The 17,190-nt window shown below is 66.6% G+C and carries 12 protein-coding genes and 1 tRNA gene; 6 read left to right on the top strand and 7 right to left on the bottom strand.

The window, feature by feature from the left end:
• Positions 1 to 23: 23 nt before the first annotated feature.
• Together G481_RS24990 and G481_RS22875 are read right to left on the bottom strand one after the other, a co-directional pair.
• Positions 24 to 4,928: a M10 family metallopeptidase C-terminal domain-containing protein gene (locus G481_RS24990; protein WP_051294303.1), complete on the bottom strand. Its 4,905-nt coding sequence runs from the start codon at positions 4,926 to 4,928 to the stop codon at positions 24 to 26.
• Between the two features lie 171 nt (positions 4,929 to 5,099).
• Entirely contained in the window at positions 5,100 to 5,639 is a 540-nt protein-coding gene (locus tag G481_RS22875; RefSeq protein WP_154664526.1) for a helix-turn-helix transcriptional regulator, read from the bottom strand.
• A 219-nt stretch (positions 5,640 to 5,858) separates the two neighbouring features.
• Between G481_RS22875 and G481_RS0104860 the strand changes: the two genes are divergently transcribed.
• From G481_RS0104860 to G481_RS22880, 4 genes are all read left to right on the top strand, one after another.
• Positions 5,859 to 6,116 (top strand): metal-sensing transcriptional repressor, encoded by a 258-nt coding sequence (locus tag G481_RS0104860; RefSeq protein WP_028029016.1) that lies wholly within the window; start codon positions 5,859 to 5,861, stop codon positions 6,114 to 6,116.
• A 6-nt stretch (positions 6,117 to 6,122) separates the two neighbouring features.
• Positions 6,123 to 7,430, top strand: a complete 1,308-nt coding sequence (locus tag G481_RS0104865; protein ID WP_028029017.1) for an MFS transporter — start codon at positions 6,123 to 6,125, stop codon at positions 7,428 to 7,430.
• 1 nt (position 7,431) lies between these two features.
• Positions 7,432 to 7,866, top strand: a complete 435-nt coding sequence (locus G481_RS0104870) for a YqaA family protein (protein ID WP_028029018.1) — start codon at positions 7,432 to 7,434, stop codon at positions 7,864 to 7,866.
• A 126-nt stretch (positions 7,867 to 7,992) separates the two neighbouring features.
• Positions 7,993 to 9,573: an oleate hydratase gene (locus G481_RS22880; protein WP_035025094.1), complete on the top strand. Its 1,581-nt coding sequence runs from the start codon at positions 7,993 to 7,995 to the stop codon at positions 9,571 to 9,573.
• Between the two features lie 170 nt (positions 9,574 to 9,743).
• On the opposite strand, the gene G481_RS0104880 is transcribed toward G481_RS22880, so the two are convergent.
• The 3 genes from G481_RS0104880 to G481_RS0104890 form a co-directional block, all read right to left on the bottom strand.
• Positions 9,744 to 9,818, bottom strand: a tRNA-Thr gene (locus G481_RS0104880).
• Positions 9,819 to 10,181: 363 nt separating this feature from the next.
• A complete protein-coding gene (locus G481_RS0104885) occupies positions 10,182 to 11,468 on the bottom strand; it encodes an O-acetylhomoserine aminocarboxypropyltransferase/cysteine synthase family protein (protein ID WP_028029019.1) in 1,287 nt (428 codons plus the stop codon).
• A gap of 150 nt (positions 11,469 to 11,618) precedes the next feature.
• Entirely contained in the window at positions 11,619 to 13,232 is a 1,614-nt protein-coding gene (locus G481_RS0104890) for an acyl-CoA dehydrogenase family protein (RefSeq protein WP_028029020.1), read from the bottom strand.
• 268 nt (positions 13,233 to 13,500) lie between these two features.
• Between G481_RS0104890 and G481_RS0104895 the strand changes: the two genes are divergently transcribed.
• Positions 13,501 to 13,803 (top strand): FtsB family cell division protein, encoded by a 303-nt coding sequence (locus tag G481_RS0104895; RefSeq protein ID WP_028029021.1) that lies wholly within the window; start codon positions 13,501 to 13,503, stop codon positions 13,801 to 13,803.
• A 61-nt stretch (positions 13,804 to 13,864) separates the two neighbouring features.
• Positions 13,865 to 15,694 carry a M3 family oligoendopeptidase gene (locus tag G481_RS0104900; protein WP_028029022.1) on the top strand — a complete coding sequence of 610 codons (1,830 nt, stop codon included), beginning with the start codon at positions 13,865 to 13,867 and terminating at the stop codon, positions 15,692 to 15,694.
• A gap of 124 nt (positions 15,695 to 15,818) precedes the next feature.
• Here the strand turns inward: G481_RS0104900 and G481_RS0104905 are convergent, their stop codons facing one another.
• Both G481_RS0104905 and G481_RS0104910 read right to left on the bottom strand, forming a co-directional pair.
• Positions 15,819 to 16,316: a prepilin peptidase gene (locus G481_RS0104905; RefSeq protein ID WP_035025096.1), complete on the bottom strand. Its 498-nt coding sequence runs from the start codon at positions 16,314 to 16,316 to the stop codon at positions 15,819 to 15,821.
• The gene (locus tag G481_RS0104910; RefSeq protein WP_028029024.1) at positions 16,316 to 17,173 is read right to left on the bottom strand and encodes a tetratricopeptide repeat protein; all 858 of its coding nucleotides are present in this window, start codon (positions 17,171 to 17,173) and stop codon (positions 16,316 to 16,318) included. The genes G481_RS0104905 and G481_RS0104910 overlap by 1 nt, the downstream gene beginning before the upstream one ends.
• Between the last annotated feature and the right edge of the window lie 17 nt (positions 17,174 to 17,190).

Here is a 17,190-nt window from a genome sequence, read left to right on the forward strand (position 1 = left end):
GGCCGCGCCTGGGCCGTCAGTCGTTACAGGATCAGGTCGGCCAGTTCGGGCGCGCTGCCTTGGGCCAGATGGAACTTGATCGCGAAATCGGCGGTGCCATCGCCGTCAATATCGCCGCGCAGGACCGCCAGCGAGGCACTGACAGTCAAGCGAAGCTCGCCCGCGGTGCCGCTGAACAGCGCCGATCCGATGAAGGCAAAGGCCTGATCCCCCACGGTCGTCGCATCGGCATCCACGCCGGACAGGTCGATGGCATCGACGCCCGAGGTGAAATCAAGGATCAGATCCTCGCTGCCGGCCGCGCTGTCGCTGACCGAGCGGAAGACAAAGCAATCCGCCCCCGCACCGCCGCTCAGCGTGTCTGATCCCGTGCCGCCATTCAGCATATCGTCCCCCAGCCCGCCGTCCAGCACATCGCGGCCCGCATCGCCCATGATCGTGTCGAAACCGGCGCCCCCGGTCAGGGTGTCGCCCCGGCCATAGCCACGGATCGCGTGGTGATCCGCATCGGTCACGATCAGCGCATCGGCGCCGCCGGTCAGCCGGTCGGTGACCTTGGTGCCCCAAAGCGTCGCCGCTGTTCCCGTGCCATCCGCAAAGACAAAGGTTTCGACCCCCAGAACGACATCGGTGCCGTCCGGGCTTGCCGCGCGCAGGTCGGTGATGGTCAGGCCATCTTCGGTCACGGCAAAGCTGTAGTCGGCTTTGGCGCCCGAATAGACCGCAGTATCGTGACCTGCGCCGCCGTTGATCAGATCGCTGCCGGCGCCGCCTGTCAGGATGTCATCCCCGGCCCCGCCCAGCAGCGTATCCATCCCCGACCGCCCGTCCATGCTGTCGTTGCCGAAATTCCCGGCAAGGCTGTTGTTCTCGACCCCGCCCAGCATCGTGTCGTCGCCCGAGCCGGCCTCGGCATGTTCGATCGAGGTGCGGGTGGCGGCTGTCATGCCCGCGCTGATCGCATCGACGATGTTCGAGCTGTTGGCGGTCAGCGTGACGACGGCCCCGCGGCCAAGGTCGGTCACAAGGCCCTGATAGGTGGTCTCGACCCCGCCGGCCACGGCAAAGATCGGGATGATCCCGGCCGCTTCCAGCGCGGCGCGCACCTGGGCGACCATCGGGTAATCCTCGCCCAGGCCGCCGCCATTGATCACGGCATCGCCATCGTTTGGCGTCACGATCCCGCCCGATGCGCCATCGCCGGCCACATGGAACGGCGCATCGGTGAACAGCACCACAAAGCGCGCGGCTTCGGCCCGGTACCCGACCTCGGCCGAGGTCAGGGCAAGATGCATCAGGGCTTCGATCTGGCTTTCCGGTGCGTCCGCGCCGCTGTGGGTCGTGATGGCGGCATAGGTCGCGCCAAGCGCCGCGCCGTTCGACGACATGGCCTGTTCCAGCTTGTAGACCCATTCGCCTGCCACGCCGAAGGGCGAGGTCGGCTTGTCGATGAACGAGGACAGGCCGAACCGTGCGTCGGCTTGAATGGCAAAGATCGCGTTGACGATCTGGGGAACCAGCCCGCGCACCGTGGCGATGTCATCCGCGAAGCTGCCGGTCAGGTCTTGCAGGAACTGCACATCCAGCGGACCCGAGACGGTGCCGCCTTGCTTGATATGGCACCGCTCGAGTTCGATCTCGCTGTCGACCTCGCCAGAGAGGTCATAGAAATCGTCCGTCTCGCTTTCCGAGCCGTCCAGCGTGTCATCGCCAAGGAAATCCTCGATCTCGACGGCGCCGCCGTGGATGCGATAGCGGTCATTGCCGCCCCCGCCCGACAGCGTGTCAGAGCCCGAGCGGGAATGCAGCTCGTCATCGCCTTCGCCGGCCAGCAGCTGATCGTCCCCGTCGCCGCCGTCCAGCGTGTCATCGCCGTTGCTGCCTTGCAGGATGTTGTTGCCGCCGCCCCCGGTGACGGTATGGGCGGTGCCGCCCAGCCGGATGATTTCGACATCGCCGTTGACCGCAAGGCCGTCGCGCAGGATCACCGCGACATCGGTGCCCTCGCCTGCAAGTTCGATGATCACGTCGCCGGCATCGTCGATGTAATAGGTGTCATCGCCGGTGCCGCCGGCCATGGTGTCGGCGCCGCCGCCGCCGTCCAGCGTGTCATTGCCGGCCAGGCCGATCAGCATGTCGGCGCCTTTGCTGCCGGTGATCAGGTTGTCCAGCGCGTTCCCGGTGCCGGTCAGCCCGGCCCGCAGCAATGTCAGGTTCTCGACCTGATCGGCCAGTGCATGGCTGACGGTGGCACGCACGGTGTCGGTGCCGCCGCCTGCCGCCTCGATCACGATGTCGCCGGCATCGTCCACGACATAGGTGTCATCGCCGGCGCCGCCCTCCAGCGTGTCGGCGCCCGTCTTGCCGTCGAGCGTATCGGCAAAGGCCGTGCCCGTGATCCGGTTGTTCAGGGCGTTGCCCGTTCCGCTGCGCGCAGCCCCCATCAGGACAAGGTTTTCCAGCCCGCTGCTCAGCAACCAGTCAAGGCTGGCATGGACCGTGTCGGTCCCGCCCGTGGCGCTTTCCCGGATCACATCGCCCGCATCGTCAACGTAATAGCTGTCATCGCCTGCGTTGCCGCGCAGCGTATCGGCACCCAGCCCGCCATCCAGCGTGTCCGATCCCGCAGTGCCGGTCAGGATGTTGGCAATCGCGCTGCCGGTGCCGCGATGGCCGGGCGCTTTCAGCACCAGTTCCTCGATCTCGCCTTGCAAGGTGAAATCGGACCAGGCGCGCACCACGTCATGGCCTTCGCCGGCCAGTTCGACGACCTGATCCAGGACGCTGTCCACGAAGTAAAGATCGTTCCCCGCCCCGCCGCGCAGTGTGTCTGCCCCGGCGTGGCCATCCAGCGTGTTGTCCAGCGCGTTGCCGGTCAGCAGGTTGGCACCACCATTGCCATCGCCGCGCAGGGCAGCGCCGGTCAGGGTCAGCGCCTCGAGATTGGCGCCCAGCGTCATGTCGATGCTGGAGGAGACGGTGTCACTGCCCCCGCCAGCCAGTTCGACCACCACATCGCCCGCCGAGTCGACGATATAAAGGTCGTTCCCGGCGCCACCGGTCAGCGTGTCGTTCCCCGCCCCGCCGTCCAGCGTGTCATTGCCGCTTGTGCCGGTCAGCTGGTTGTCCAGCGCGTTGCCCGTGGCCGCGCGGGCCGCCCCCGTCAGGGTCAGGTTCTCGACATCCGCGCCAAGCGTGTAGTTGACCGAGGCGATCACGGTGTCGGTGCCGCGGCCCGATGCTTCGACGATCACATCGGCGGCATTGTCGATATAATAGACATCGTTGCCATCGCCGCCGACCAGGGTGTCGGCCCCGGTGCCGCCATCGAGCGTGTCATCGCCGTTTCCGGTCGAGAGGCTGTCGTTGCCGCCAAGGCCCATGACCATGTCATTGCCGTCGCCGATCGCATGAAAGGGACCGCCATAGCCGGCCCCGATCACATCCGCGCCCGCCGTTCCATAGACCGTCGCATCGGGGCCCCAGCTGGCGGGGGCATAAAGCACGTTGACCCGCTCTCCGGTGCCGGGGGCAAGGATCATCAGATCGGTGGTGCCATCGCCGTTCTGATCGCCGGCAAGCGAAATGGCGCTGCCGGTCAGGCTTCCGGCTGCGCCGACGATCTTGGCGCCCCCGATGCCCTGGGCCAGGTCGGACAGCGTCACATTGCGGTACAGCTGATCGCCCCAGACCACATAGACCGCCCCGGCATTCGCACCGCCTTCGCTATCGTGCGGGGTGCCGATCACCAGATCCCCGATGCCGTCCCGGTTCAGGTCGACATTGCCCAGCACCGTCATGCCTGCCAGATTGGTGCCTGAAATCCTGACCCCGCCAATTCCGGCGGCAACATCTGCCAGCGTGCGGTCGGTGTTGTCCGCCTGGCCATAGACCAGATAGGCCGCATTGCCGGTCGCCGTCGCGATCAGGATATCGTTCAGCCCGTCACCGTTCAGATCGCCCGCATCGCTGACCGCCGAGCCGGCCCCTTCGCCGGCCTGGCCGGTGATCCGGTAGCCCGTTGTCAGGCTGGCAAGGTTGACGCCCGTGCCAACGGCCTGTCCGTTCACGACCCAGACCGACCCGGCCCCGCCGGCAGCGGTCCGGCTGCCCAGCAAGATCTCGGCCCGGCCATCGCCGTTGCGGTCGGCCAGCGTGGTCAGCACCTCGCCGATGCGGTCGCCTGCCGATGCCCCGGTGATCTTGAACCCGCCCGTGCCCGCCGCGACATTCGACAGCAGGGCCGCGCTTTGGGTGGACTTGCCCCAGACCACATAGGCCGCACCGGCATCGGCGCCGCCGGCGTCCTGCCCCGGGGCCCCGATCAGCACGTCGTCCTTGCCATCGCCGTTCAGATCGCCTGCCGAGGTCATGGCATAGCCGGCCATGTCGCCTGCGGCCTCGCCCTTGATCGCGTAGCCGCCGCCGCCGTTGGTGAAGGGATCCTGAAGGTCGATCCCGTTGCCGACCCCCGTGGGCGCGCCCCACAGCACAAAGCCCGCGCCGGCATCCGATGCCGTCCCCACCGTCTTGCCGGGGGCACCGACCAGAAATTCGCCCAGCCCGTCGCCGTTCAGATCGCGGATAGCCCCGACGGAAAAGCCGCTCATGTCGTTGGCCGAGATGCCGTCGATCACCAGCGTCTTTGCCGTGGCATGGGACAGGTCGGTCGAGCTGCCCGCCGTCGGGGCGCCGATCACGACAAAGATGCGCCCGGCATCGGTGGTCTTGTCATCGCTGCCGGGGGTGCCGACGATCAGGTCAAGGCGCCCGTCACCATCCAGATCCGTGGCCACGGCGATCGATGTCGGACCCGGGACGCCAAGCGGTGTGGCGGTCAGATCGCCCGGGGCAGGCGAGAGCAGGGTAAACCCGCCACCCGACAGGATGGTCGAACCCAGAAAGATCTTGGTGTTGGGAATGGGCATGCATAGTCCTCGGGACAAAGGATCCGGTCAAAACGGCGCGGCGCTGCGGAACGCTGCCCGTGCCCCGGCCTTGCGTCAATCGCGGTCTCGCCGCAAATCTGTGGCCTATGTCTGACGTTTACGCCCGGTCAGCTTTTGTCGGGTGCCTGCCGGGTGCGCGTAAGCATCTGCTTATGTGCCGGAGCGGGCCTGCGGGGTGCCAGTCGTGGCGGTTTCGTCGCCAAGAAGCTCTGCGACGAAAACCGCCGCCAGCTGCGATCGGTTCGAGACCCCGGCCTTGGCATAGATTCGTGTGAACTGGGCGCGCACCGTGCCGGGCGCGACGCCGCGATGCACGGCGATCTCCTCGAGCCCGGCGCCGCGCAAGGACAGGAAGGCAAGATCGCGTTCGGCGGCCGTCAGGTTCCAGCGCGCAAGCCGCGTCTCGACAACGGCGCGGAAATCGGTGGTCAGATCCGCAAGGGCCGATTGCTGCTGGCGCGCGATCCGCATGGATCGGATCAGCTCTTGCCCGACGATCCCCATTCCCACGGTCAGCGCCAGGGCAAGCGGCGCCTCGATCAGCGTGTGCAGCCCTCCAGGATGCTCGGCCATCTCTGCCGCGGATTCGATCAGGAAATAGACCGCCGCGATGCCTTGCACACAAAAGGCAAAGGCCAGGCGCAATGACACGCCCGTCATCAGGCGCCGGACAGGTTCAATCCGTGACACCCCTATCCCCTTCGCCTGTGATCCGTGTCAATGCGCGAAGGCTAGCACAGGCGCGGGCCGAAATTCCATGGGGCAGGTTGCGGCGCTGCCTTGCAGGCGGCGGTGATGGCCGGGCTGGCCGCTGGCGGGGCGATCCGTCCGGGGGGCAAGGGTGCGCCCGCCGCAATCAGCACCAGGATTGCAGGCTTGATTATCCCCCCCGGGGGGATACAAGGGCGCATGTCCGACAGTCAGCCACACGCCTCTCACCCCGACCTGATCAAGCGATTGAAACGCGCCGATGGCCATTTGCGCCATGTCATCGAGATGATCGAGGCAGGGCGCCCCTGCGCCGAGATAGCCGTTCAGTTGCAGGCGGTCGAAAAGGCGGTAACCGCCGCCAAGCGCAGGCTGATCCACGATCATGTCGACCACTGTCTTGGCCACGGCGGCACGGATGACCTTGCCGAGATCCGCGCGCTGGCAAAGCTGCTCTGAGGGCTCATGTTCGCGATCCTTGCCAACCGCACCTACCGCCACCTCTTTGCCGCGCAGGTGATCGCGCTGACCGGCACCGGGCTTGCAACGGTTGCCCTTGGTCTGCTGGCCTGGCAGATCGCGGGCAAGGATGCGGGGCTGGTGCTGGGCACAGCGCTGGCGATCAAGATGGTGGCCTATGTCACGCTGGCCCCCATCGCCTCGGCCTTTGCCAGCCTGGTGCCGCGGCGCGCGATGCTGGTGGCGCTGGACCTGATCCGGGCGGCGGTCGCGCTGGCGTTGCCCTTTGTCACCGAGGTCTGGCATGTCTATGGGCTGATCTTTCTTTTGCAGGCCGCATCCGCCGGATTCACCCCGACCTTTCAGGCCACCATCCCCGATGTCCTGCCGGTTGAGGCGCATTATACCCGTGCCCTGTCGCTGTCGCGGCTGGCCTATGATCTGGAAAGCCTGCTCTCGCCCATGCTGGCGGCGGCGTTGCTGACGGTGGTCAGCTTTCCGGTCCTGTTCGGTGGAACGGTGATCGGGTTCCTGGCCTCGGCGGCGCTGGTCCTGACCGTGACGCTGCCGTCCCCGAAACCTGCCGTCCCGCGCGGCATCTGGGACCGCACCACACGCGGAATGCGCATCTATCTGGCGACGCCGCGCCTGCGCGGGCTGCTGGCGCTGAACCTGTCGGTGGCGGCGGCCGGGGCGATGGTGATCGTCAATACCGTGGTGATCGTGAAAGGGCAGTTCGGCCTTGGCGAAACCGAAGTCGCGCTGGCGCTGGCGGCCTTTGGGGCAGGCTCGATGGTGGCGGCGCTGATCTTGCCGCGGTTGCTTGACCGGCTGCCCGATCGCCCGCCGATGCTGGCGGGGGCGGTGATCGTGACGCTGGGAACGGCGCTTGGCCCGCTGGCTGGATCGCTTGCCACGCTGATGGCGCTGTGGCTGCTGATCGGGTTTGGCTACAGCCTGACCCAGACGCCGACCGGGCGCCTGCTGCGCCGATCGGCCCAGCCCGAGGACCGCCCCGCGATCTTTGCTGCGCAATTCGCGCTTAGCCATGCCTGCTGGCTGATCACCTATCCGCTGGCCGGGCGGCTTGGCCCGGGCGTCGGACTCGAGGCGACGTTCCTTGTGATGGCAGCGCTTGCGGCGCTGGGTCTTGGGCTGGCGCTGCGCCTGTGGCCTGCAGATGATCCGGCCGTGCTGGCGCACCGGCACGACGATCTGCCGCCCGACCATCCGCATCTGCGCGCGCATGGCCCCGATCATCGCCATGAGCTTGTGATCGACGATCTGCACCCGCGCTGGCCGGGGCGGCCCTGAGATGCTTGCGCTGTTCGGCCTGTTCACCGCCGCGCTGCTGGCGGCCACCCTGATCCCCGCGCAATCCGAGGCGGTGCTGGTCGGTCTGGTGCTGGCCGGCGGGCATCCGGTCTGGCTGTTGCTTGCGGTGGCGACAGCTGGCAATGTGCTGGGATCGGTCATCAACTGGGGGCTGGGGCGCGGGCTGGTCCAGTTCGCGGACCGGCGCTGGTTTCCGGCCTCGCCACGCCAGCTTGAACGCGCGACGCGCTGGTATCACCGCTGGGGACACTGGAGCCTGCTGGCCGCCTGGGTCCCGATCATCGGCGATCCGCTGACCCTTGTGGCGGGCGTCCTGCGCGAGCCGTTGTGGCGGTTCGTCCTGATCGTGACGCTGGCCAAGGGCGGGAGGTATCTGGTGCTGGTGCTGATCACGGTGGGCGTTCGCGCGGTCTAGATCGTCGGGCCCATCACGGGCGCATGTCAGGGCCGCGCCCGCGCCATGCGCAACTCGGCCCGGGCGGTTTTTGATGGACGCATGTCGGCAAATGCGGTTTCCTGATCCCAGGCACAGGGGGCGCCCATGGAACGGCACGCAGCGACTGGCCGGCACTACATGGTCGGGGGCGGCATCGCGGCCCTGTCGGCGGCGGTCCTGCTGATCCGCGATGGTGGCGTTTCGGGGGATCGGATCACGATCCTCGAGGGCGCAGGCACGGCGGGGGGCAGCCTTGATGGCGCGGGCGACGCCGGGCTTGGCTATCTGACCCGCGGCGGGCGCATGTTCGAGCCGAATTTCGTCTGCACGCTTGATCTGCTGTCCTCGATCCCGGCGCCCGACGATCCTGCGGTTTCCGTCCGCGATGATATCTTCGCCTTCAACCGGATGGTGCCGGGGCGGGGGGAATGCCGCCTTGTGCGCGCCGGACACAAGGCCGAAGACCGGTTCCAGCTGGGCCTTGGCGCCGAAGAGATCGTCGCGATCAACCGCCTGCTTCTGACACCCGAAGGCCGGCTGGACGGACGCCGCATCGACAGCTGGTTCGCCCCCGCCTTTTTCGGCACGAACTTCTGGATCATGTGGAGCACGATGTTCTCGTTCCAGCCGTGGCATTCGCTGGCCGAGATGCGGCGCTACATGCGGCGCTTTCTGCATCTGTTTCCGGGTCTTGCGCGGATCGAGGGCATCTTGCGCACGCGCTATAACCAGTACGATTCCCTGATCGCGCCGATCCTTGACTGGCTGTTGCAGCGCGGGGTGGATCTGCGGGTCGATCACGGCGTGCAGGATGTCGCCATCACCAGCGATGCGGGGGGACGGCAGGTGAGCCGTCTGCATCTGCAGTCCGGGGCGATCATCGACGTTGCCCCCGAGGACAGGGTCTATCTGACGCTTGGCTCGATGACGGATGCCACCGTGGCCGGCGATCGCGACACGCCCCCGCCAGCAGCAGATGGTCCGGCCCCGGGGTTTGGCCTGTGGCGCAGCCTTGCGGCCCGCCACGACGGGCTGGGGCGGCCCGAGGTGTTTGCAGGCCAGACGGATCGCACGTCCTGGACCTCGTTCACCGTCACGCTGGCCTCATCGGCCTTCGTGACCTTCATGGAGGATTTCAGCAGCAACCGAACGGGGACCGGCGGTCTGGTGACCTTTGCCGATTCGGGCTGGCTCATGTCCATCGTGATGTTCCATCAGCCGCATTTTCGCGGCCAACCTGCCGAGCGACCGGTGTTCTGGGGCTATGGCCTGCGCGGCGAGCGGTCGGGTGACGTGATCGCCAAGCCGATGGCGCAGGCAACCGGCCGCGAGATCCTCGAGGAGCTTTCCCACCAGCTGCGGCTGACGGCGGAACAGGCGGCCGCATTCTTTGACGGCGCGCAGGTCATTCCCTGCCGGATGCCCTTGATCACCAGCCAGTTCATGCCGCGCGAGACGGGCGACCGCCCGCCCGTGATCCCGCGCGGGGCGACGAATTTTGCCGTGATCGGCCAGTTCTGCGAGATGCCGCTCGATTGCGTCTTTACGGTGGAATATTCGGTCCGCTCGGCCTGGACGGCGGTTCACGGGCTGACAGGGCAGGTGCCGCCACCGCCGCCCGTCGTGCGCAGCGATCGCGATCCGCGCGCGCTGCTGCAAGCCGCCAGGGTGCTGTTCGCGGGCTAGGGCCGCCGCCTTGATTTCCGGCCTGATCCGCGCGCTTGGGTTTGGCAGACCGGCGATCCGGCAACCGATTGCCGCAGCGCCATGTTGATGCGCGTGTGCAGACGGAGGATCCACAGCCGAAACCACCCAAGCCCTTCGTGATGCATGATCTATCTGGCAGCGGGGTGGGATGGTGCTGTGAGAGAGGATTGAACTCTCGACCTCTCCCTTACCAAGGGAGTGCTCTACCACTGAGCTACCACAGCCTATGTCTTTCCATTCTGCCAGTCACGACCTGCGATCCTGGCGGGGTGGAAAAGCCCCATGCTTTCAACTGCTTCGCGGTTTGCGACGTCGGGGTTCCTTGCGGTGCCGGGTCGTTTCGCGCTTCAGCGTCTTGCGAGGCGGGAGATAGACGCAAACGCAGACCGGCGCAAGAGCATCACACGATTTTTTCGCGCCCTTTTCGGTTCTTTTGTCGCGGGGCGATGTTGGCACGCAGATGCCGCGCGACGCCCTGGCCGTGGACCGATCCTGGCTTAGGTCAGATCGGGCCGCCGCACGCGATTGCGAGGGGGAACCAGGCCGGTGGTGGGCACGCCCTGCGGGGGCAGGGCGTGCGCGCGGGCTCAGGCGCCGGCCTTGGTCAGGGCCTGATCCAGATCGGCGATGATGTCGTCCGCATCCTCGATCCCGATCGAGACGCGCAGCATGTTGGGCGCCGCGCCCGAGGCGGTCTGCTGTTCCGGCGTCAGCTGGCGGTGCGTGGTCGAGGCCGGATGGATGATCAGGCTGCGGGTATCGCCAAGGTTCGCGACATGGCTGAACAGTTCCAGCGCGCCGACGACCTTGACGGCCACGTCATAGCCGCCCTTGACGCCAAAGGTGAACAGCGCCCCGGCACCCTTCGGGCAGACCGTCGCCACACGGCTGTTGTAGGGCGAGGAGGCAAGGCCCGCATAGGTCACCACATCGACGCGCGGATCGGCCTCAAGCCAGGCGGCGACCTTGGCCGCGTTTTCCACATGGCGCTGCATGCGCAGCGACAGGGTTTCGATCCCCATCAGCGTGTAATGCGCGGCCTGCGGGTTCATCGTCATGCCCAGATCGCGCAGCCCCACGGCGATGCCGTAGAAGGTGAACGCCATGGCCCCCAGCGCCTCGTGGAACTTCAGCCCGTGATAGGCGGGTTCCGGCGCGGACAGCGAGGGGAACTTGCCGCTGGCCGACCAGTCGAACTTGCCCGAATCCACCACGCAGCCGCCAGTGACGGTGCCATTGCCGGTCAGGTATTTCGTGGTCGAATGCACGACCAGGGTGGCCCCCAGCTCGATCGGGCGGCACAGATAGGGCGTCGCGCTGGTATTGTCGACGATCAGCGGCAGGCCCACCTTGTCGGCCACCTTCGCCACCGCCGGAATGTCGGTGATGTAGCCGCCGGGGTTGGCGATGGATTCGCAAAAGATCGCGCGGGTGTTGTCATCGACCGCGGCTTCCAGCGCGGCCAGATCGTCGAAATCGACGAACTTGGCCGACCAGCCGAATTTCTTGATCATGTTGGTCAGCTGCTGGACCGTGCCGCCATAAAGCCGGGTCGAGGCGACGACATTGGTGCCCGGCTGCATCAGCGGGAACAGCGCCATGATCTGCGCGGCATGACCCGAGGAACAGCAGAACGCACCGGCGCCGCCCTCCAGCGCCGCGATGCGTTCGGCCAGCGCCGACACGGTCGGGTTGGTCAGGCGCGAATAGATGTAGCCCACTTCCTGCAGGTTGAAGAGCGCGGCGGCGTGATCGGCATCGCGAAACACATAGGCCGTGGTCTGATAGATCGGCACCTGCCGTGCGCCGGTGGCCGGATCGGGCCGGGCGCCAGCATGGATCTGCAAAGTGTCAAAGCCGAGTTGTCTGGACATGGAAACCTCCCCTTGGGTTGCGCGCCACCCTAGGGCGGGGCGCGCAAGCGCGCAACGGGGCCGGACAGGAAAGGACATCCATTCCCGCCCCGCCCGCCTTGCAAGATCGCCGTTCCATTTCCGCTGCTTGGGTCGGAACCGGCGCCCGGCTCAGACGGTCAGCACGGCCAGAATCGCATCTGTGTCGATGCCGGAAACCGCTCCGGGCAAGGCGCCGCGCGCGCCATCGACCCGGGTGGCAACCCAGGCATCGGCCATGGCCGGGCTGCCCTCGCGGATCAGCACCGAGGCGCCGAACAGCACCGCCAGACGCTCGGCATAAAGCCGCGCCTCGGCCTCGGGCGGCAGGCCGGGCCAGCGGTCCAGATGCGCCCTGATCGCGGCATCATAGCGCCGATCGGCGCCCATGGCGGCCATCAGCTCGGCCCGCAATGCCGCGCCCGCCGCCGGCTCGCGCCCCAGCGCGCGCAGGATATCCAGGCAGATCACATTCCCCGACCCTTCCCAGATGCCGTTCAACGGCGCCTCGCGGTACAGCATGGGCATGGGGGTGTCCTCGACATAGCCCATGCCGCCCAGGCATTCCATCGCCTCGCCGATCATCCAGATGCAGCGCTTGTTGGACCAGAACTTGACCACCGCCACGGCGATGCGCGCCAGTGCGGCCTGCGCGGGATCGTCAAAGGCGCGCGCCACACGCATCGCCATGGCCAGCGCGCCTTCGGCCTCGATTGCCAGATCGGCCAGAACGCTGCGCATCAGGGGCTGGTCGATCAACCGGCGCTGAAAGGCGCTGCGCCCCTCGGCCCACCACAGGGCCTCGGCCAGGGCGGCGCGCATCAGGCCGGCCGGGGCCATGGCCGTGTCCAGCCGGGTATGCTGGACCATCTCGATGATGGTGCGCACGCCCTGACCCTCGGGGCCCAGTTGCTGCGCCCAGGCGCGGTGATATTCAATCTCGGAACTTGCATTGGCGCGGTTGCCCAGCTTGTCCTTGAGCCGCTGGATCTGCATGGCATTGCGCTCGCCGTCCGGGGTCCAGCGCGGGACCAGGAAACAGGTCAGCCCGCCCGGTGCCTGCGCCAGCGTCAGGAACCCGTCGCACATCGGGGCAGAACAGAACCACTTGTGCCCGGTCAGCCGCCAGCCCTCGCCATCGGCCTCGGCACGGGTGGTATTGGCCCGCACGTCCGATCCGCCCTGCTTTTCGGTCATCGCCATGCCCATGGTCGCGGCCCGCTTCATCGCCAGCGGCGCAACCGCCGGATCATAGGCGCGCGCGGTCAGCTTGGGCTGCCATTCGGCGGCTATCGCCGGATCGGCGGCCAGCGCGGGCACGGCTGCATAGGTCATCGTCATGGGGCAGCAGACGCCGGGCTCGATCTGGCTCATCATGTAAAGCAGCGCGGCATGGTGGGCGTGCCCGGCCGGCGTGCCGTCCCAGGCGCAGGCAGCATAGCCGGACCCAAGACCCAGCTCCATCAGCTGGTGATAGGCAGGGTGAAACGCCACCTCGTCCAGCCGCCGCCCGCCCCGGTCGAACAGGCGCAGCTCGGGCAGGTGCCGGTTTGCCAGCCGCCCCGCCTCGCGCATCTCCTCGCTGCCGGCGCGGGCGCCAAAAGCGGCCAGCGCATCCGCACCGCAGCCAGCCAGCCCGGCCCAATGCCGCAACGCCGGATCGGTCGCCCACAGATCGGGGGGCGCCGGGACCGGCTGGTTGAACACCTCATGTGTCGCCTGTCGGGCGCGCGGGGCCTGGGACATGATGGGTCCTCCTCGCCCGTGATGGTTTCATCACCGGTCCCGTCCCGTCAAATGCCGTTCTGAATGACGTTGCGGCGGACTGCTTTCGCCTTGATGCAAATATCCTCGGGGGGTGAATGCGCGCCCTGGCGCGCAGAGGGGGGCAGACGGCCCCCCTGCAACGCCGGCCAGGTGGCGCAGGGGCCGGCAAATCAAGCAGGTTTGCCATTCCGAATCACCTGTGCCATGATGCAGCCAAAGGGGCTTCAGACCCTGTTCGAGGCAGCGCATGACCGGACCTTCCAGCTCTCCGCCCGTCGGGGCCGCCCTTCTGCTGATGGTGGCCGTTGCGATCACCAGCTATTTCGCCTTTGCGGCCATGCAGGGCGATCACGGGCTGTTCCGCCGCGTCCAGACCCGCGCCGACATCGAGGCATTGCAAACGCGCAAGGCCGAGCTTCAGGCCGAACTCGACCGGCTGACCAACCTCACGACACGGCTGTCCGATACCTCGCTTGATCTTGACCTTCTGGACGAACGGGCCCGGCTGGTGCTGGGCTATGTCCGCGCCGACGAGGTGATCATCCACTGACCACGTTGCGGCAGGGGGGCGCTGCCCTTATGTCTTGGGCAAGCAACCTTGTGAGGCCCCCATGACCCTGTCCCTTCCGCGCCCCGTGTTCGATGCCAGTTCCGGCGGGGGCGGTGGCCTTGGCAAGCTTCCCGAATGGGATCTGCGCGATCTTTACCCGGCCGAGGACGCCCCCGAGGTCAGCCGTGATCTGGACTGGCTGGATACGGCCTGCGCCGATTTTGCGACCCGCTATGAAGGCAAGCTGGCCACGCTGGATGCCGGCGCACTGCTGGCCTGCGTGCAGGATTATGAACAGATCGACGTGATTGCCGGGCGGCTGATGTCCTTTGCGGGCCTGCGCTATTACCAGAACACCATGGACAGCGGCCGCGCCAAGTTCATGGCCGATGTGCAGGATCGCGTCACCAATGCGACGACGCCGCTGGTGTTCTTCAGCCTGGAATTCAACCGGCTGGAGGATGCCCATCTTGCCACGCTGCTCGAGGCCGATGCTGCCCTTGCGCGCTACAAGCCGGTGTTCGACCGGATGCGCGCCATGCGCCCGCACCAGCTGTCGGACGAGCTGGAAAAGTTCCTGCACGATGAATCGGTCGTTGGCGCCAGCGCCTGGAACAAGCTGTTTGACGAGACGATGGCCGGGCTAACCTTCAAGGTCGCGGGTGAGGACGAGGAGCTGAACCTTGAATCCACCCTCAACCTGCTGACCGATACCGACCGCGCGAAACGCGAGGCGGCGGCGCGGTCGCTGGCGGTGGTGTTTGACAAGAACATCAAGCTGTTCGCCCGCGTTCACAACACTCTGGCCAAGGAAAAGGAAATCCACGACCGCTGGCGCAAGATGCCCAGCCCGCAGCACGCGCGCCACCTGTCGAACCACGTCGAGCCCGAGGTGGTCGAGGCGCTGCGCAATGCCGTCGTTGCCGCCTATCCGAAACTCAGCCACCGCTATTACCGGCTGAAGGCGAAATGGATGGGGCTGGACAGGCTGCAGATCTGGGACCGCAACGCCCCGCTGCCGACCGAGGCCCCCCGGATCGTCAGCTGGGACGAGGCGCAAAAGACCGTGACCGAGGCCTATGCCGCCTTTGATCCGCGCATGGCCGAAATCGCGCAGCCTTTCTTTACCAAGGGTTGGATCGACGCGGGCGTCAAGCCGGGCAAGGCGCCGGGGGCCTTTGCGCATCCAACGGTGACGACAGTGCATCCCTATGTGATGCTGAACTATCTGGGCAAGCCGCGCGATGTGATGACGCTGGCGCATGAGCTGGGTCATGGCGTGCATCAGGTCTTGGCGGCCGGGCAGGGGGAACTGCTGTCGTCGACCCCGCTGACGCTTGCGGAAACCGCATCGGTCTTTGGCGAGATGCTGACCTTCCGCAAGCTGCTGGACGCAGCCAGGACCCCGGCCGAGCGCAAGACGCTGCTGGCCGGCAAGGTCGAGGACATGATCAACACCGTCGTGCGGCAGATCGCCTTCTACGATTTCGAATGCAAGCTGCATGCCGCGCGGGCCGAGGGCGAGCTGACGCCCGACGACATCAACGCGCTGTGGATGAGCGTTCAGGCCGAAAGCCTGGGCGATGCGTTCGATTTCATGGACGGATACGAGACTTTCTGGGCCTATATCCCGCATTTCGTGCATTCGCCGTTCTACGTCTATGCCTATGCATTCGGCGACGGTCTGGTGAATGCGCTGTACGCGGCCTATGCGGGCGGGCTGGAAGGGTTCAAGGACAAGTATTTCGCCATGCTGGAAGCGGGCGGGTCCATGCATCACAAGGAACTGCTGGCGCCCTTTGGTCTTGATCTGTCGGATCCGGCGTTCTGGGACAAGGGTCTGAGCATGATCGCGGGCTTCATCGACGAGCTGGAGGCCATGGAAGGCTGAGCGCCCATGGCATCTGGCGCAACCGGGGGCATTCTGCCCCCGGACCCCCTGAGGGTATTTTTGAAAAGGCAAAGCAGGCGGCCGGGTTGTGGATCACCGGCCGCAGAGGCCACAAGGCAGCGGATCAGCGGCCGTAGAGGGCCACAAGCCCCAGATGGGCCAGCAGTGCGCCTGAAAGGGCCAGGCCCATCGGGAATTTCTTGCTGGTCCAGCTGACCCAGTCGGGGGTTGCGCGGCGGAACGGCGGGATGGCGCGCAGCAGGCGGTGGGCGGCAAAGGCGGCCAGCAGGCTGGCGGCAAAGATGCCGATGAACAGGCGCAGATCCCCCAGTGCGACAAAGGGGGCCATGGCGGCGGCGAATTTCGCGTCCCCCGCCCCGATCATGCCTGCCATGGTCAGCGCGAAGGTGATCGCCAGCACCACCGCCAGATGCAGCCAGCGCCAGCCGTATTCCGGCAGCGGCAGCGCCACCAGACCGACAATGGCAAAGACCCCGGCAAGCGCCAGCACGGCCTTGTTCGGGATCTTCATGTATTTCATGTCGCTCCAGGCGGCCCAGAGCGCGACGGGCAGGACGAAGGGCAGGAACCACATCGCCTCTCGGGCGGTTGCGGCCAGCATCAGCCTTGCTTCACATTGTTTTCAAGCGCGCGCAAGGCGCGGACGGCGGCGTCGAAATGCTGCGGATGGGTGTCGATCGCCTCTTGCAAAAGGCCGCGTCCGACAACCACATCGCCGCCCTTGATCGCCGTCAGCGCCATGGTGTGCAAGAGTTCCGCCCGTTCGGTCTGGGTCATCTCGACGACGGGCAGATCGTATTTGCGCTGCGCGCCCCTGGCCATGACCAGGTTGTTCTTGGCGGTGAACATCTTGGGGTCGTAGGTGATCGCCTCGGCGAACAGCTTTTCGGCGCCGGCATAATCGCCGCGGCTGAGCTTGGAGAAGCCCCAGTTGTTCAGAACGCCGGCCGGCCGGTTGGTCAGCCCCTGGGCGATTTCATAGAAGCTGTCGGCCTTTTTCCACTGCTTGTTGGAATCGGCCACCATTGCCTCGAGCCGGTAGCGCTGAAAGGTCTCGTGCGTCGGAGGGATGGTGTTCAGCACCTCTTGCGCGCGCGTCCAGTCGTTGGCGCGGATCAGCGCATCGGCCAGCTGGACCTTGTCTTCGTCGTTTGCCTCGGGGCGGGTGATCACGCCTTCCCAGACCTTCGCGGCCTCGGGCGCCTTGCCGGCGCGCACCAGCGCCTTGGCCAGATTGCGCTGCAGGTCGATCCGGTCGGGGTTTTCCGCGGCGGTGCGGGTGAAATAGGCCACCGCCTCGTTCGGGTCGCCCACCGTCAGCATGATGTCGGACAGGTTGCTTTCGTCGATCACGTTCACGCTTTTCATGGCGCGCGCGACTTCGGCATCCGAATTGCGGTTACAACCCGCAAGCGCCATGCCGCCAAGGCACAGCGCAACGATCACAGGGTGGCGCATTTCGCGTCCTTTTCTGC

The sequence above is a fragment of the Gemmobacter nectariphilus DSM 15620 genome, from assembly GCF_000429765.1.
Lineage (GTDB): Bacteria > Pseudomonadota > Alphaproteobacteria > Rhodobacterales > Rhodobacteraceae > Wagnerdoeblera > Wagnerdoeblera nectariphila.

Bases quoted from the DNA above. Each gene is read 5' to 3' on its own strand.
- G481_RS24990 (WP_051294303.1), bottom strand. From the start codon at position 4,928: ATGCCCATTCCCAACACCAAGATCTTTCTGGGTTCGACCATCCTGTCG.
- G481_RS0104860 (WP_028029016.1), top strand. From the start codon at position 5,859: ATGTCCGACAGTCAGCCACACGCCTCTCACCCCGACCTGATCAAGCGA.
- G481_RS0104865 (WP_028029017.1), top strand. From the start codon at position 6,123: ATGTTCGCGATCCTTGCCAACCGCACCTACCGCCACCTCTTTGCCGCG.
- G481_RS0104870 (WP_028029018.1), top strand. From the start codon at position 7,432: ATGCTTGCGCTGTTCGGCCTGTTCACCGCCGCGCTGCTGGCGGCCACC.
- G481_RS22880 (WP_035025094.1), top strand. From the start codon at position 7,993: ATGGAACGGCACGCAGCGACTGGCCGGCACTACATGGTCGGGGGCGGC.
- G481_RS0104885 (WP_028029019.1), bottom strand. From the start codon at position 11,468: ATGTCCAGACAACTCGGCTTTGACACTTTGCAGATCCATGCTGGCGCC.
- G481_RS0104890 (WP_028029020.1), bottom strand. From the start codon at position 13,232: ATGTCCCAGGCCCCGCGCGCCCGACAGGCGACACATGAGGTGTTCAAC.
- G481_RS0104895 (WP_028029021.1), top strand. From the start codon at position 13,501: ATGACCGGACCTTCCAGCTCTCCGCCCGTCGGGGCCGCCCTTCTGCTG.
- G481_RS0104900 (WP_028029022.1), top strand. From the start codon at position 13,865: ATGACCCTGTCCCTTCCGCGCCCCGTGTTCGATGCCAGTTCCGGCGGG.
- G481_RS0104905 (WP_035025096.1), bottom strand. From the start codon at position 16,316: ATGCTGGCCGCAACCGCCCGAGAGGCGATGTGGTTCCTGCCCTTCGTC.
- G481_RS0104910 (WP_028029024.1), bottom strand. From the start codon at position 17,173: ATGCGCCACCCTGTGATCGTTGCGCTGTGCCTTGGCGGCATGGCGCTT.